Raw genomic sequence first — 15,023 nt, 5'->3', positions numbered from 1 at the left:
GTCTTAAGACGCTCATTACCGGCAAGACGAAATAGTCGTTTGTAGAAGCAGTTTGTAGAAGCGCCCCGCATTTGAGGAAAGCCTCGGATGCGGGGCGCTTTTCCCTGCTACCATGGTGCGAACAACAACGCGAATGACAGGCAGGAATATGAAGCTCACTATAGAATCGATGACCTACGGCGCCGACGGGCTGGCGCACGCCGACAACGGCAAGGCCGTCTTTGTGCAGGGTGCCGTGGCAGGCGACACCGTCGAGGCCGAGGTCGTACAGGACGGCAAGTCATTCATGCGCGCCCGCACCACCGAGATTCTGGAGCCAAGCCCCAATCGCATTCAGCCTCCCTGCCCCTTCATGGGCATCTGCGGCGGCTGCTCGTGGGGCAATCTCTCACGCACGGCACAGCTCGCCGCCAAGGAGCAAAACCTGCGCTCCACGCTCGAGCGCATCGGCAAGTTCGCTCCTGAGCTGGCAGATGAGTTGGTACAGCCCATCTGCCACACCAAGGACGACTGGGGCTACCGCAATAAAATCGAGCTCGAACCGACCGTCGTCAACGGTCGCGTGCGCCTTGGCATGCACGGTGTCGACCCCAGCAAAATCGTGACCGTCGATATGTGTCCGCTGTTCGATAAGCGCTTCCCGAAGGCACTCAAATCGGTCGTCGGCGCACTCAACTATCTAAGCGGCAGCCATGACTTGGGGCTCGAACGCGTGGGCATTCGCGCATCGCGCCGCACCAAGGCACTCGAGGTCGCACTCTGGACGCCCACAGGCTCTTTTCCGCGCTCGCAGGTCTCCCGCGTGCTGGCGGACGCCGCTCATCCTACGAGCATCGTACGCGTGATGAGCAAGGGCGAAAAGAAGGCCCGCCGTGTCTCCAAGGTCGAAATGCTCGCCGGAGAGGGCTCATGGACCGAGAATATCGCCGAGGATCAGATGCGCTTGTCTGCCCCGTCTTTTTTCCAGGTCAACACCAAGGGTGCCGAGATTTTGATCGATCTTGTCATGGAAGCGCTCGACCCGCAGGAAGACGAGCTTGCCGTGGACCTGTACTGCGGTGCCGGCACCTTTACCCTGCCGCTCGCCCGCCGCTGCGACTTTGTCGCTGCCGTCGAGGCCTACGGCCCCGCCGTGCGCGATCTACGCCGTAACCTGGAAATCAACAAGCTTGATAACGTCGACGTCATTGGCGGAGATGCGGTGCGCGAGTTCCCCGACCAGGATGCCGACATCTTGGTGGTCGACCCGCCGCGCGCAGGCCTCGCCCCCGAGGCGATCGGCCTTATCGCCAGCACGAGTGCCCGCGATGTCGCCTACGTGAGCTGCGACCCGGCCACCCTGGCGCGCGATCTCAAACGCTTTGTCGAAGAAGGCACCTTCTCCCCCGTAAAGATCACGCCAGTCGACCTGTTCCCACAAACCTTCCACTGCGAGACCGTCGTCCACCTTAGGCGCAACTAGCCGCTTAATCATTGCTCAGAAAATCATTGGGAAATCGAGCGTGGCAAGCGGAGGTCTTCGGGGTATAAGACGGCTAATTGTATGCCGCCTATGAAAGGAACCCTCATGCCCAGCGTTGCCGTTCTCGCCGCCGATGGCTTTGAAACTATTGAATGCTTGACCATGGTCGATGTCATGCGTCGCGGCGGCGTGCGTGCCACGCTCGTCTCGATCATGCCCACGCGCGAGGTCGTAAGCTCGCTGCAGATCCCCGTGTCCTGCGATGCGCTCTTTGATGAGATCAACTTTGACGAGTACGACTGCGTCGTGCTGCCCGGCGGCCTGCCCGGTGCCACCAACCTGCGCGCAGATCAGCGCGTCTGCGACGTGGTCTGCGAGTTCGCCGCAACCAAGCACGTCGCCGCCATCTGCGCCGCCCCGTTTATCCTGGGCGAGCTCGACCTGCTCGAGGGGCGCCATGCCACGTGCTTCCCTGGCTTTGAGAAAAGCTTCCCCGAAGGCGCCTATACCGGCGAGAAGGTCACGCAAGACGGCAACATCATCACTGCCAGCGGCATGGCACAGTCCCTCCCCTTTGCATTGGAGCTGCTGCGCACACTCGCCGGCGACAAGGCCGTCGAGAAGGTCGCCGAGGGCATCCAACTATGATTTTGGCTTCGCAATCGCCGCGCCGCATAGAGCTGATGCGCGAGGCAGGCTACAACATTCGCGTGATTCCCGCGGATATCGACGAAACGCCCTTTGATGGCGAGGCCCCGCTCACGCTTGTCGAGCGCTTGGCACGCGCCAAGGCGGCTGCCGTTGCTGCCGAGTATGCCGAGCCCAATGAGCTGACGGTCGCGGCCGACACCATCGTCACCTTTGACGGCAAGATTCTGGGCAAGCCGGCAACCGAGGACGAGGCGCGCACTATGCTCCGTGAGCTTTCGGGCCGCACGCACCAGGTCGCAACCGGCGTCTGCATCGTTAAGGCAGGCGATACGGCCGCCCCGCATGCCGCCGAAAGCCTGTCCTTTGTCGATGTGACCGACGTGACGTTCTACGAGCTCACCGACGAGCAGATCGAGCACTACGTCGCCTCGGGTGAGCCCATGGACAAGGCCGGCGCCTACGGCATTCAGGGCACAGGAGGACGCATGCTCGTGCACGATATTTCGGGCGACTTCTATAACGTGGTGGGCCTACCCATCGCCCGCGTCGCGCGCGCGATTCAAAAACTCTCGTAATTGCATCTGGCGCTGGGTATCCCCCGGCGCCTACAATTTTGGCGTACCGTACGGATCCCGACCGGGCACAAGGCGCGGCGGAAAACCGATAGGAGTTAAACATGGATACACTGCTCGAGGCCATTGACGTCTGCGATGTCGATGGCTTTTGCTATGGCAACTCTACGGACGAGGAGGCCGGCACCGGTTGCACCGTAATCGTGGCACCCGAGGGCGCCACCGGCGGCGTTGACGTTCGCGGCGGTGCTCCAGCATCGCGCGAAACCGACCTGCTGCGACCCGAGAACACCGTCGACAAGGTCCACGCCGTCTGCCTTTCGGGTGGATCGGCCTTTGGCCTCGAGGCTGCAAGCGGCGTCGCTCGCGAGCTTGAGAGCCGCGGCATCGGCCTTCCCGTCGGCCCCACGCAGGTGCCTATCGTGTGCTCCAGCTGTATCTTCGACCTCGCCTTTGGTAACCCCACCGTGCGCCCCGACATTGAGGCCGGCATCGCCGCCGTGCGCGAAGCACTCGACCACACCCCCACCAAGCTCGAACAGGGCAACGTAGGCGCCGGCACGGGCGCTACCGTGGGTAAGCTCATGGGGCCTGCCACCTGCATGAAGGCCGGCCTTGGAGCTGCCGCCGTGGCACTCGGCCCCATCAAGGTGGGCGCCGTGGTCTCGGTCAACGCCTGCGGCAACGTTGTCGACCCCTTCACCGGCGAGTGGGTCGCCGGCATGCGCGCCGCAGCCGATAGCGACCAGATCGTCGACATGGAACTCGCAGCCTTTGCCGCCGCCGGATCCATGCAGATGCCGCTCGACCGCACCAACACCACCATCAGCTGCATCGTCACCAACGTGGAACTCACTAAGGCACAAGCCACCAAGGTCTCCCAGATGGCCGCAGACGCCTACGCACACGCCATCCGCCCCACACACACCACCAACGACGGCGACACCATCTACACCCTCGCCAGCGGCAAACTGGGCGCCCAGGCAAGCGCCGCCGCTCCCCTAGACCTGCTGGGCATGCTCGCCGTAAGGGCCCTGGAAACCGCCATCGTGAACGGAGCCAAATCCGCCAAAACCTCCCACGGCATCCCCGGCGCCGCGAAGTAGCCTAACCTGACCGGTTGCCCGGTGGGGCTTGGTTATGTTTGCTGCTCTACAGTCCTGGCTCGCACGAAGAGCACATTAAGTGCTCTTCGGCTCGTGCGGAACTCGCGACAAACATAACCAAGCCCCACCGGGCAACCTACCAACCAGATTCTTTTCAGCCCAGGCCCCTGTGTACCGCGCGTCGAAGATCTTCAAATTCAAATAACCTGACAATCGATTCTTATAGCAGAGGCCCCTTGGCCTTTAGTTTGATACAAGTTCCGCACGAGCCGGAAAGCACTTAATGTGCTTTCCGTGCGAGCAGGACTGTTCGCAGTAGCAAACTAAAGGCCAAGGGGCCCAGTCAACCTATCAGCAGCGATTACTCGGCAGCTAGTTGAATTTGAAGATCTTTGAGGCAAGACGGTATAGGCCGAGTGTGGTTTTGTCTCCGGCCCGTCCGCGCAGATTGGTGAAGAACCCGACCACGCCGTAGCGGGCACGACGATACATGCGCTCGTCGTAGGCCTTCAAATCATTCCACAGCGTCTTTAGGCGCTCGTCGGCGCAATCTTCCTCGGAAAGCTTGGTGAGCACCGAGCAGATCGCCATCATCATGGTGAAATAACCCATCATGTACGAGCGCAGACGCGACGACTCAACATCGCTGTACAGGTGGTACGACTCCATCATGATGCGCGTCACACGGAACTGCTGGTCCAGACGCTTGACCATCGTGGCCTCGTTGACACTCTGGCCCTCGCGACCGATAAAGTAGCGATAGAGGTCGATGTCGGCGTAGTACATGGTCTTGCAACGCGGCAGCGGCACGTAGGCGTAGATGTTGTCCACATAGAACGTGTGCGGCGGCATGGGAAGGTTGGACTCGCGCAGCACATCCGTGCGATAGCACAGGCTGTGCATGAGTAGGTTCTGGTCCAGGCGGAAATGACCGATCTGATCCCAGGAAAAGATCTTTTTGCGCGGCAGGGCAAATTTGTAGCCAATAGCGGTATGCGTGCCCTCGTAAACCTTCTCGTACACGTAGTTCGAGATAAACAGGTCAACGCGCTGATCGCGCTCTTCAAAGCCACGCAGAATCGACAGCATGGTCGAAAGAGCCGCAGCGTCGAGCCAGTCATCCGAGTCGACAACCTTGTAGTAGGTGCCCTGTGCCTCGCGCAGACCCGAAAGGACGGCAATACCGTGGCCACCGTTCTCCTGGTGTACCGCGCGAATGATACCGGGATAACGTGCCTCCCACTCATCGGCCTTATCGGCCGTCTCGTCCTTGGAGCCGTCGTCCACCACGATAATCTCGATATCGGTGGCGTAATTGCTCCCCTCCAAGATGGAGGTGATGCAATGGTCCATGTCCTTGGCGGCGTTATACGAGGGAATACCGAATGTTATGACTTTATGCATGGCAGGCGATAATCTCATCCGAAAGATCGAGGGCGGAATTGGTCACGGCGTCCATATCGTAGTAACGATACTCGGCCAGACGACCCACCGGGTGGAAGTTCGTCAGGTTCTGGACGCGCTCAAGATAGCGCTCATAGAGCTCACGGTTCTCGGGCTCAAGAATGGCGTAGTACGGCGTCTCGCCCGAGCCGGGCGTATAGGCCTTGGAGTACTCCTTCATGATGGTGGTCTTGCCGGGCAGGATCTGACCGGTCATGTTCTTGAACTCGGTAATGCGCGTGTAGTCCTCGCTCGTGGTGTAGTTGACTGTGCCCACGGGCTGGAACTGGTCCATATCGAGCGTCTCGAACTTCATGTCGAGCGTGCGGTACGGTAGCGCGCCCAGATCGAGATTGAACAGCTCATCGAGCGGACCGGTGTAGACGATCTCGCCACCATAGACCTTGCCGTCGATCTTGACGGTAGTCTCGTCGATTTCAAAGAGGTCACGGGCGTCCACGTCGCAGAACACGTCGATCAGGTCGTGGTCGAGCATGTGCTCAAAGAGCGCCGTGTAGCCCTCCTGCGGCATGCCCTGGAAGGGAGCTTGCGGGAAGTAGCGGTCATCATCGCCCACAAAGACGGGAACGCGGCCGGTGATCGAGGGATCGATCTGATCGGGCGTCTGGCCCCACTGCTTCATGGTGTAATGCAAAAAGACGTTCTCGTAGACGTAATCGGCGACCTCGGCAAGATCCGGGTCGTTCTTCTTACGCAGCTCCATAATGGGCACCTTGACATCCTTGCCAAAGGTCTCCACGAGCTTCTGATACAGCTCCTCGCCGCGCTCGTCACCAAAGGCGAGCTTGAGACTCGCATGGTTGAAGGGCACGGGCATAAGGGTACCGTTGATGTTGGCGAGCACCTTGTGCTGATAATCCGTCCACTTGGTAAAGCGCGACAGGAAATTGTGCACGCGCTCGTTAAAAGTGTGATAGATATGCGGACCGTACTCGTGGATCAGGATTCCGGCCTCGTCAGTGCAGTCATAGGCATTGCCCGCAATGTGGCTACGGCGCTCCAAAACGGCAACACGATAGCCGATGGTCTCGGCAAGACGGCGGGCGCAAACGGCACCGGCATATCCAGCACCGACGACAATCATGTCGTACGCGCCGGCGTTAAAGCCTTCAGGCAGGCCTGAGGTAATCTGCATCGATACTCCTTGTCAAAAGCCACGGGCTCGTTAGCTGGGCTTTTCTCGAACATTCTTCGAGACATATTTATCAGAGCGATTATAGCGCTAATGCGTCCTATAATGAGCTTGCCACACAAGGAAAGCTCAAGCACCGCGGCGTACATAATTGAAAGGTAAACCCGCTAGCAGCGGGTTTATTCGTGAACAGCCGGGTGCCTGGAGCTTAGCGAAACGCTTGTAAGGAGTAACATGAGCGATTTCCTAAACCGTATGAAGTCTGCCGCCAAGGCCGACCTTAAGACGATCGTCCTGCCCGAGGGCGAGGATCCGCGCACTATCGTCGCGGCCACCAAAATCATCGAGGAGGGCCTGGCAAAGATCGTCATCCTGGGCAACCCCGACGAGATCAACGTTCCCGGCGCTACCGTCATCGACCCGCGCAATGCCGAGAAGCACGAGGAGTACGCGCAGAAGTTTGCCGAGCTCCGCGCCAAGAAGGGCGTTACCATCGAGCAGGCTCGCGCCCAGGTGATGGACGCCACCTACTTTGGCACCATGATGGTCAAGATGGGCGATGCCGACGGCCTGGTCTCCGGCGCCTGCCACTCCACCGCCGACACCCTGCGCCCCGCGCTTCAGATCCTCAAGACCGCCCCGGGCACCAAGCTGGTCTCGGCCTTCTTCGTGATGTGCACCGACACCCCGCAGTTCGGCACTGACGGCACGCTGATCTTCGCCGACTGCGGCCTCAACATCAACCCGTCCTCCGACGAGCTCTCCGAGATCGCCATCGCCTCCGCTCACTCCTGGTCCACCTTCATGGGCAACGTTGAGCCGCACGTGGCCATGCTCTCCTACTCCACCATGGGCTCCGCTGGCGGCGAGGTCGCCAAGAAGGTCCAGGAGGCTGTGAAGTTCTGCAAGGAGAAGGCTCCCGAGCTCGCCATCGACGGCGACCTGCAGCTCGATGCCGCTATTGTCCCCACCGTCGCCCAGCTCAAGGCTCCCGGCTCCTCCGTTGCCGGCAAGGCCAACGTGCTCGTGTTCCCCGACCTCGAGGCCGGCAACATCGGCTACAAGCTGGTCCAGCGCTTCGCCGGCGCCGACGCCTACGGCCCCATCCTGCAGGGCATCGCCAAGCCGGTCAACGATCTGTCGCGCGGCTGCTCTGCTGACGACATCGTGGGTGTCGTGGCCATCACCGCCGTCCAGGCTCAGATGGCTGAGTAGCGGACATATCCCCTCGGGACAGGAATTTCCACCTGCTAGCAAAAAGGCCTCCGGAGCTGCTGCTCTGGAGGCCTTTCGTTTACTTGCAAATGCGCACGTTAGTTGTTCTTGGTCAGACGCTCGACGTCGTGGGCGATCATGTATTCCTCGTCGGTGGGGATGACCATGACCGTGACGGCGGAACCGGCGGCGCTGATGACCTGCGGGCCGTTGCCCACGGCCTCGCGGTTCTTGTTGTTGTCGATGCGCACGCCCAGCCACTCAAAGCAGTCGCAGAAGGCCTTGCGGATCGACCAGTCGTTCTCGCCGATACCGGCGGTAAGGGTGATGGTGTCCACGCCCGCCATGGAAGCGATCATTGAGCCGGCCTGCTGCATGGCCTTGTAGGCAAACATATCAAAGGCGAGCAGGCAGCGCTCGTCGCCCTCGGAGGCACGTGTACGGATGTCACGGGCATCGTTGGAGATGCCCGAGATGGCAAGCAGACCGGACTGCTTGTTCATCATGTCGTCGACTTCCTGGTAACTGTAGCCGCCCTCGCGCTGAAGATAGCACACGGTGGCCGGGTCGATGGAACCGCAACGGGTACCCATCATCAGGCCGTCAAGCGGCGTGAGGCCCATCGTGGTGTCGCGGCACACGCCGTCCTCAATGGCGGCAAGCGAAGCACCGTTGCCCAGATGGCACGAAAGCAGGCGGTGGCAGCGCGAGCCCAGGATCTCCTTGGCCATCATCCACTCGTAGCGGTGGCTCGTACCGTGTGCGCCGTACTTGCGCACGTGGTACTTGTCGCACACGTCCTTAGGCAGCGCGTAGGTGTAGGCGACCTCGGGCATGGTCATGTGGAACGAGGTGTCGAAGACGGCCACGTTGGGCAGCTCCGGATACTTCTCGCGGCAATATTCGATTGCCGCGGCCTCGCCGTAGTTGTGCAGCGGAGCAAGCGGTGCCACCTCAAGAATCTTGGCCATGACCTCGTCGTCAACGACTGCGGAATCATCGAAGTGCCAGCCGCCCTGAACGATACGATGCCCAATGCCATCGATCGTAAAGTCGGTCTTCTCGAGCTCCTCGAACACGCGAGCGATAGCAGAGCGATGATCGGGGAAGGGAACCTCCTCGGTCTGCTTGGCGCCACCGTTCTCGGAATGACCAAAGATACCCATGTCCGAGCCGATACGCTCACAGTTGCCCTTGGCGAAAACCTCGCGGGTATCGGTATCCAGAAGCTGATATTTAAGGCTTGAGCTGCCGGCGTTGACAACAAGTACGTTCATGAGACTCCTTTGCAGTGCAATACGGTCGACGCAGACCTCTTAAGGCGACCGCATTTTAATAAGAAGTTATCACATCTTGATAAATAGCTATCAGGTATATCGCCCAACGAGCGCAAAAGAGGGGCTGAACGGCACTTGGTCGTCCAGCCCCTCCCCTCTTGCAATTACTTGCCGTTGACGATGCGCTCGACGTCAGAAGCGATCATGAACTCCTCGTCCGTGGGGATGACGAAAATCTTGACCTTGGAATCCTTGGCAGACAGGCACCAAGCGCCATCGCCACGCAGGGCGTTACGGGCATGGTCCATCTTGACGCCCATAAAGGCCAGACGGTCGGCAACGCCAGCGCGAACGGCCGGAGCGTGCTCGCCGATGCCGGCGGTAAAGACCAGGGTGTCCATGCCGCACATGGAGGTGGCCATCTCGGCGGCCTTAGCGGCAATCTTGTAGACGAACATATCGAAGGCGAGCTGAGCCTCGGGGTCACCAGCAGCGGCGAGCTCCTCAACGTTGCGGCAGTCGTTGGTCTTGCCACCGGTCACAGCCAAAAGGCCAGACTTCTTGTTCATCATCTCGTCGACCTCGTCGAAGGTGTAGCCACCCTCGCGCTGCAGGTAGCACACGGTAGCCGGGTCGATGGCGCCGCAGCGGGTGCCCATCATGACGCCGTCGAGCGGCGTCAAGCCCATGGTGGTGTCCATGCACTTGCCGTCCTCGATGGCGCACAGGGAAGCGCCGGAGCCGATATGGCACACGACGACCTTGCGGGCCTCGCCGTTGGTCATCTCGGCGACCTTCTTGGAGATGTAGCGATAGCTGGTGCCGTGGGCGCCGTACTTACGGATGTGCAGCTTGTCGCAAACATCCTTGGGAAGGGCGTAGGTCTTGGCGACCTCGGGCATGTTGAAGTGGAAAGCGGTGTCGTAGACCGTGACGTTGGGCAGATCGGGATACTGCTCCAGGCAGTACTCGATAACGTTGGCCTCGGGGTTGTTGTGCAGCGGCGCCAGCGGGGCGACCTCGCGAATCTTGGCGAGGACGTCCTCGTCGACGAGGGAGGAATCACCAAAGTACCAACCGCCCTGAACGATACGGTGGCCGATGCCCTCGATCTTGACGCCGTTGGCCTCAAGGTCCTTCAGGACGACCTCGATGGCGACCTTGTGGTCGGGGAACTCGATGTTCTCGGTCACCTTCTTGGAGCCATTGGCAGCATGGGTGAAGGTACCACCGGTAAAGCAGACGCGCTCGCAGGAGCCCTTTGCGGACACCTTATGGGACTTGGTGTCGATGACCTGATACTTAAGGGTCGAAGATCCCGCGTTGACGACCAGAACGTTCATGTGTCTCCCTACTAACAGGCGGTGTGGCGCCGCCAGGTTACATACGCTTCAATAATAAACCCAAACGCCCTCGCGCTCGGGTTTATTGCGTTGATATATAAGTTATCGGTGCCTAAATACTCATGGCCTTTGACTTGTAAGACGAAATAGCGCGGGGATATACACCAGGGAAGAAATCCCGAGCGCAACAAGCAATACGACTCGAATGCCCGCGATGCTGCTCAACGCAGCATTGAACAGATAGAAAAGGATGGCACCCACCGCCACCATCTGGCTTTGGACCGAAATCAGTGAACAGTGCATCGAAGAATCGACAGCATTTTGAAAAATTGAGTATTTAATTGGAGCAAATAACGAGTACGCGACCGTCTGCAGTACATAGAACACGGGCAGCAAATAGACCGGAGTAAAGGGAATCAAAAACAGAGCAGCCAGGGAAAGGCGCACGATGCCGCAAATACGCGCAAAACGGCCCTTGTCGACATGAGCAATCACACTGGGCACAATAAGCCCCATGGAGGCCGAGGCAAGAAGCTGGACCGCAATGATCACACCCGAAGCGACGGCATTCATTCCGCGACCCGCAAGCAACAGTGAGAAAAAGTCTTCCAGGGCGACAAAAGCAAATGCCTGAGAGCAGTCCATGATGAACGCTGAACGAAGAATGCCGTTACGCGCAATAGCGGCACCGATCATCTTCGGGCTAATTCCACGCTTAGGTGTCGCTGTAGTGTCCCCTCTTCGCATCTCAGGAATGCAGACAACGACAACCAACGTCAACACCATTGCGATGATATCTGCCAAAAGACCAATGAGATACGCGCCAGCGGACGAAATGAAACCGCCCACACAAGCGGAGAGGGCATAAGAGGCATAGAAAACAAATCGCTCAACGACATTAAGCCTTACGAGCTGGTCCAGAGAGACGCTGTCAATGTAAATCGCTTCCATGGACCCGCTCATACATGCAGCGGCAAAACCTTTGAGAGCAAACGCGCCGATTAAAAGCAGAGGAGAACGGACGAGAAGCAGGGCGGCGTAGTATCCAAGCATCCCCACGACGCCAACGAGACCACTTGTCTTTCGTCCAAACCTATCGGCAATATAGCCAGTGGGAACTTCAAGGATGAACTTGCTCACTTGATATGCAATCATCATGCTAGAAATCGCCACCATCGAGAATCCGACGAATTCAAGGTAAACCGTCAGAAAATACAAAATGGTGCTGAAGTTCGACAGAAAAACAAACGTCATATAAAGCAAAACCGTACGGTTTTTCATGCTCCGCCCTCCAAGAGTCAACAATCTAAATCGGAATCTTGGAAAAGCATGAGGGCAAAGCCGTCAGTCATGTGTTACAAGGCGTCAACATTCACTTGACGACACGAGGCCAAATGGCCTCACGAAGCAAGATGACGCAATAGGTGAAGAAATACCGTCTGGTGTCGATCGGTCCAGGCATTTTGTCGATAGCAAAAGTAGATGGGCAAGGCTACGTCATGCGAACCTTCAATAGAGTACTCGCTCACTTCCGACCCATCTGATGCGAGAGAAGAGCCAGAAAAACCCAATATCAATCCCCCGGCTTGAAGAAACTCAGCCTGCGCTCTGTTTCCGTATTCGACGTCGCGGAAGCGGAAATTAACCAGCTGAGCTTCGGGGCATTGATTGATCGCATTGAGACAGGGCGACAAATTAATGGGAACAGCTAACCTGCCGCCCAGTAACTCACGAACGGTCATAGCACCCACAGATTGATGACCCGCTGGGCACGAAAGAACCTTGAGCTCCTTTTCACCCAAGTATTTCGAAGAAAGGACACTGTCCCTTGGTTCCTCAAATGAGATGGCCGCATCCGAAATGCCAAGCACAAGTGATTCAAAGCATGTAGCCGTTGGCTGATGCCACACATCAAGGTGAATCTGAGGGTGCGAGCTTTCAAACGAGTCGTACCAGTTTTCGGAAAAAAGACGCCCCCGCCCGTGAAGACAGGGGACGTAAAGACGAAAGTGGCCGTCGGGCGAAACGCCACCGTTCCCCGATTGGGTGTACTTTTTGAGATCGTCGACTTGTGCCAGGATCACGCGTGCACGACGCGCAAATTCTCTGCCCGCCGGAGACAAAACAGCCTCCCCCGCCGATCGATTGAGCAAAACGATCTGATACTCAGACTCCAGTTTCTTAATTGCCGACGAGACAGCCTGTGGGCTCACGTGAACGGCGCGAGCCGCTTTGCGCACGCCGCCGTAGTTCGCTACCGCTTGAAGGTATTCGAGTTGAGAAAACTGCATAGGTTACTCCAAAGGCAGCCAAGGCGACGGGCCGTGCGTCCTCAGATGAGGTTCTCGCCCAGGTTCTTGCCGCCGAGGACGTGCATGTGGAAGTGCATGACGGTCTGACCGGCGTTGACGCCCTTGTTGGAGATGACGCGGAAACCGTCCTCCAGACCCTTGGCCTTGGCGACCTCCTGGATGGCGTGGGCCATGGCGCCCATGGTCTCGGCGGGCACGTTATCGGCGATGTCACTGTAGTGCTTCTTGGGGATCACGAGCGTGTGGACCGGCGCCTGGGGATTGAGGTCGTCGAACGCGATGACCTGGTCATCCTCGTAGACGACGGTCGAGGGGATCTCGTGGTTGGCAATTTTGCAGAAGATGCAATCACACATGGTTGGTTCCTTTCTCACAGACCAAGGTAATTATATTTGGTCGGGATGGTTAGAACGAGAGGTTGTCGTCGGTGTTGGCGGCTTCGCCGTCGGCGAGCACGTCGTTGCCGTCGACGTCCTTCAGGAGCACCGAGACCTTCTGCTCGGCATCGGACAAGCGGGTACGCAGGCTCTTGAGGAGCTCGACGCCGCGGGTATAGCTCTCAAGCGACTCCTCGAGCTCCATATCACCCGACTCCAAGCTGCGGATGATGAGCTCCAACTCCTGTGAAGCCTGCTTGTACGTAAGCTGCTCGACCGGGGTCTTCTCTGCCATATCTGTTTCCTTTCCTAAAGGTTTATCGCTATGAAACGCGGCCTACTCGACCGTATCGACCGTTGCCGCCACGTTGCCGTCTGCCATGCGCACGCGAATGGCGTCACCGGGCTTAAAGGTCTTGGCGCTCGTGGCCACCCCATCATCGCTGTACGCGATGGAATAACCACGGGCAAGCACCTTGAGCGGCGACAGGGCATCGAGCGAGGCTGCCGCACGGCCCAGGTCGGATGCTGGCTTGTTGAGCATCGTGCGCCCCTGATGCTCCAGGCGGGAGCTTGCGAGCGTGAGCGCATGGCGCTTGCCATCGAGTCCTGAGGTGCTTGCGATCAAGCGCTCGGGCAGACGCTCAAAGTTGGAGCGGAATGCCCCAACCGAACGCGTTATGGCGCCGGACAAACGATCGGCCGTCAGGGCAAGCTCAGACTCGCGACGCTCAACCATAAACGTTGGGTCGTTGAGGCACGGGCGGCACGCAGCCGCATCGAGCGCATCGCCCAAGCGAGCCGTATAGGTATCCCAGGCACGGCGACCGCGCTGATCGAGCATCTCCAGGTCGACCTGGGCCGACCCAATCATCGATGCCATCGCAGCACCCAGACGTTGATAGCGCGCCTCGAGCACATCGGCCAACTCCGTCATAGCCGGCGCCACCGATTCGGCCGCCGCCGTAGGCGTGGAGGCGCGACGGTCGCTCACCATGTCGCAAATCGAGGTATCGGGCTCATGGCCAATGCCGGTCACCACGGGCACGGGACAAGCCGCCACCGCGCGGGCAAGCTCCTCGTCATTAAAGGTCATGAGGTCCTCAAAGGAGCCGCCGCCGCGCACCAACAAAATACAGTCGGGCGCCGGCGTAATGGAAGCGGCGCGGCGCAGGCCCTCAATGAGCTCTGTCGGCGCACCCTCGCCTTGTACCTTGGCACCCACGCAGACGAGCTCGACGAGCGGGTTGCGACGACGCAATGTGCGCTTGACGTCGTCGATTACGGCACCCGAAAGCGAGGTGACGACCGCCACGCGGGAGCAGAACACCGGGATGCGGCGCTTGCGCGCTTCGTCCATCAGACCCTCACGGCGTAGCTTTTCGGCCAGTTGCGCCACTTGTTGACGCAGCAGACCCTCCCCCGCCAGCGAAAACGAGCGCGCGACAAAGCTCATGCGGCCCGTAGCCTTATAGAGATTGAAGCTGCCCTTAAAGCTCACCTGCATACCGTCGCGCAGATCGAACGTGCGCTTGAGATAGGCGCCCTTCCAGATGATGCAGTCAACGGCGGCCGAGTCGTCCTTAATCTGGAAGTAGCAGTGGCCGCTTCGGGCATTGGGGCCACGGAAGCCCGTGACCTCGCCCAGAACGCTCAGCTGCGGAATGGCATCGAGCGCACCGGCGGCGATCTCTACCGCCTGGCTCACGCTGAGCTCCTTACGCTCCTGCTCGTCCGAACCGTCGAACTCGGCGGAAACGGCATTGCCGGTCAGATTCCAGCCTGCCACGCAGCCTCCTTTCGTTATCGTGCACAAGGGCTCCGGCCCTGCGCAAATTCAAGTCCAACACATAGTACAGCGCCGCGGGGACACAAATCTCCGCGGCGCCTGTCAAGCCAATTTGTTATCGGTTGGAGTTTCTGTTGTAGCGAGCCATCAGGTAGAGCAGCTGAATGATCGAAGTGAGCGCTGCAGCAACATAGGTAAGCGCGGCTGCCGTCAGGACCTTCTTGGCGCCATTGACCTGCTTGGAGCTCATGCCCGACTGCTCGATGTACGCCACGGCGCGGCGGCTGGCATCAATCTCGACCGGCAGTGTAACCAACTGGAAC

General features: G+C 59.2%; 15 protein-coding genes. 5 read left to right on the top strand and 10 right to left on the bottom strand.

The genetic code is table 11. The annotated features are described in order from the left end of the window. Positions 1-133 precede the first annotated feature (133 nt). The 4 genes from rlmD (at position 134) to AB5164_RS08000 (ending at position 3,791) form a co-directional block, all read left to right on the top strand. The gene (rlmD, locus tag AB5164_RS08015; protein WP_368143168.1) at positions 134-1,462 is read left to right on the top strand and encodes a 23S rRNA (uracil(1939)-C(5))-methyltransferase RlmD; all 1,329 of its coding nucleotides are present in this window, start codon (positions 134-136) and stop codon (positions 1,460-1,462) included. Between the two features lie 105 nt (positions 1,463-1,567). Further along, positions 1,568-2,110, top strand: a complete 543-nt coding sequence (locus AB5164_RS08010; RefSeq protein WP_368143167.1) for a DJ-1 family glyoxalase III — start codon at positions 1,568-1,570, stop codon at positions 2,108-2,110. Beyond that, the gene (locus AB5164_RS08005; RefSeq protein WP_055309802.1) at positions 2,107-2,688 is read left to right on the top strand and encodes a Maf family protein; all 582 of its coding nucleotides are present in this window, start codon (positions 2,107-2,109) and stop codon (positions 2,686-2,688) included. Before AB5164_RS08010 ends, AB5164_RS08005 begins: the two co-directional genes overlap by 4 nt. A 101-nt stretch (positions 2,689-2,789) precedes the next feature. Further along, positions 2,790-3,791: a P1 family peptidase gene (locus AB5164_RS08000; protein WP_368142965.1), complete on the top strand. Its 1,002-nt coding sequence runs from the start codon at positions 2,790-2,792 to the stop codon at positions 3,789-3,791. A 372-nt stretch (positions 3,792-4,163) separates the two neighbouring features. On the opposite strand, the gene AB5164_RS07995 is transcribed toward AB5164_RS08000, so the two are convergent. Then, positions 4,164-5,195, bottom strand: a complete 1,032-nt coding sequence (locus tag AB5164_RS07995; RefSeq protein ID WP_006234294.1) for a glycosyltransferase family 2 protein — start codon at positions 5,193-5,195, stop codon at positions 4,164-4,166. Next, positions 5,188-6,390, bottom strand: a complete 1,203-nt coding sequence (glf, locus tag AB5164_RS07990; protein ID WP_006234295.1) for a UDP-galactopyranose mutase — start codon at positions 6,388-6,390, stop codon at positions 5,188-5,190. The genes AB5164_RS07995 and glf overlap by 8 nt, the downstream gene beginning before the upstream one ends. Before the next feature lie 231 nt (positions 6,391-6,621). Here glf and pta point away from each other — a divergent pair, with 231 nt between their 5' ends. Continuing rightward, positions 6,622-7,602 (top strand): phosphate acetyltransferase, encoded by a 981-nt coding sequence (gene pta / locus AB5164_RS07985; RefSeq protein WP_006234296.1) that lies wholly within the window; start codon positions 6,622-6,624, stop codon positions 7,600-7,602. Positions 7,603-7,700: 98 nt separating this feature from the next. Here pta and AB5164_RS07980 read toward each other — a convergent pair whose 3' ends face one another. The 8 genes from AB5164_RS07980 to AB5164_RS07945 form a co-directional block, all read right to left on the bottom strand. Next, positions 7,701-8,879, bottom strand: coding sequence for an acetate/propionate family kinase (locus AB5164_RS07980; protein WP_368142963.1), 1,179 nt, complete (start codon positions 8,877-8,879; stop codon positions 7,701-7,703). Positions 8,880-9,043: 164 nt separating this feature from the next. Next, positions 9,044-10,222: an acetate/propionate family kinase gene (locus AB5164_RS07975; protein ID WP_368142961.1), complete on the bottom strand. Its 1,179-nt coding sequence runs from the start codon at positions 10,220-10,222 to the stop codon at positions 9,044-9,046. 120 nt (positions 10,223-10,342) lie between these two features. Continuing rightward, complete coding sequence (locus tag AB5164_RS07970) at positions 10,343-11,503, bottom strand: MFS transporter (protein WP_368142960.1); 1,161 nt, start codon at positions 11,501-11,503, stop codon at positions 10,343-10,345. A 119-nt stretch (positions 11,504-11,622) separates the two neighbouring features. Further along, a complete protein-coding gene (locus AB5164_RS07965) occupies positions 11,623-12,513 on the bottom strand; it encodes a LysR family transcriptional regulator (RefSeq protein ID WP_195520517.1) in 891 nt (296 codons plus the stop codon). A 41-nt stretch (positions 12,514-12,554) separates the two neighbouring features. Next, the gene (locus AB5164_RS07960) at positions 12,555-12,890 is read right to left on the bottom strand and encodes a histidine triad nucleotide-binding protein (protein ID WP_035137921.1); all 336 of its coding nucleotides are present in this window, start codon (positions 12,888-12,890) and stop codon (positions 12,555-12,557) included. A 49-nt stretch (positions 12,891-12,939) separates the two neighbouring features. After that, positions 12,940-13,206: an exodeoxyribonuclease VII small subunit gene (gene xseB / locus AB5164_RS07955; RefSeq protein WP_006234311.1), complete on the bottom strand. Its 267-nt coding sequence runs from the start codon at positions 13,204-13,206 to the stop codon at positions 12,940-12,942. Between the two features lie 42 nt (positions 13,207-13,248). Further along, positions 13,249-14,700, bottom strand: coding sequence for an exodeoxyribonuclease VII large subunit (gene xseA / locus AB5164_RS07950; RefSeq protein ID WP_328291067.1), 1,452 nt, complete (start codon positions 14,698-14,700; stop codon positions 13,249-13,251). 115 nt (positions 14,701-14,815) lie between these two features. Next, the coding region (locus AB5164_RS07945) for a zinc metallopeptidase (protein ID WP_368147957.1) at positions 14,816-15,023 on the bottom strand (208 nt) is incomplete at its 5' end.

It is taken from the genome of Collinsella aerofaciens, from assembly GCF_040915425.1.
Taxonomy (GTDB): domain Bacteria; phylum Actinomycetota; class Coriobacteriia; order Coriobacteriales; family Coriobacteriaceae; genus Collinsella; species Collinsella aerofaciens_BW.
The sequence above is the reverse complement of the archived record's forward strand: the minus strand, read 5'-3'. Positions and strand labels throughout refer to the sequence as shown.

Excerpts from the sequence above, each read along its gene's own strand:
- rlmD (WP_368143168.1), top strand. The coding sequence starts at position 134 with ATGACAGGCAGGAATATGAAGCTCACTATAGAATCGATGACCTACGGC.
- AB5164_RS08010 (WP_368143167.1), top strand. The coding sequence starts at position 1,568 with ATGCCCAGCGTTGCCGTTCTCGCCGCCGATGGCTTTGAAACTATTGAA.
- AB5164_RS08005 (WP_055309802.1), top strand. The coding sequence starts at position 2,107 with ATGATTTTGGCTTCGCAATCGCCGCGCCGCATAGAGCTGATGCGCGAG.
- AB5164_RS08000 (WP_368142965.1), top strand. The coding sequence starts at position 2,790 with ATGGATACACTGCTCGAGGCCATTGACGTCTGCGATGTCGATGGCTTT.
- AB5164_RS07995 (WP_006234294.1), bottom strand. The coding sequence starts at position 5,195 with ATGCATAAAGTCATAACATTCGGTATTCCCTCGTATAACGCCGCCAAG.
- glf (WP_006234295.1), bottom strand. The coding sequence starts at position 6,390 with ATGCAGATTACCTCAGGCCTGCCTGAAGGCTTTAACGCCGGCGCGTAC.
- pta (WP_006234296.1), top strand. The coding sequence starts at position 6,622 with ATGAGCGATTTCCTAAACCGTATGAAGTCTGCCGCCAAGGCCGACCTT.
- AB5164_RS07980 (WP_368142963.1), bottom strand. The coding sequence starts at position 8,879 with ATGAACGTACTTGTTGTCAACGCCGGCAGCTCAAGCCTTAAATATCAG.
- AB5164_RS07975 (WP_368142961.1), bottom strand. The coding sequence starts at position 10,222 with ATGAACGTTCTGGTCGTCAACGCGGGATCTTCGACCCTTAAGTATCAG.
- AB5164_RS07970 (WP_368142960.1), bottom strand. The coding sequence starts at position 11,503 with ATGAAAAACCGTACGGTTTTGCTTTATATGACGTTTGTTTTTCTGTCG.
- AB5164_RS07965 (WP_195520517.1), bottom strand. The coding sequence starts at position 12,513 with ATGCAGTTTTCTCAACTCGAATACCTTCAAGCGGTAGCGAACTACGGC.
- AB5164_RS07960 (WP_035137921.1), bottom strand. The coding sequence starts at position 12,890 with ATGTGTGATTGCATCTTCTGCAAAATTGCCAACCACGAGATCCCCTCG.
- xseB (WP_006234311.1), bottom strand. The coding sequence starts at position 13,206 with ATGGCAGAGAAGACCCCGGTCGAGCAGCTTACGTACAAGCAGGCTTCA.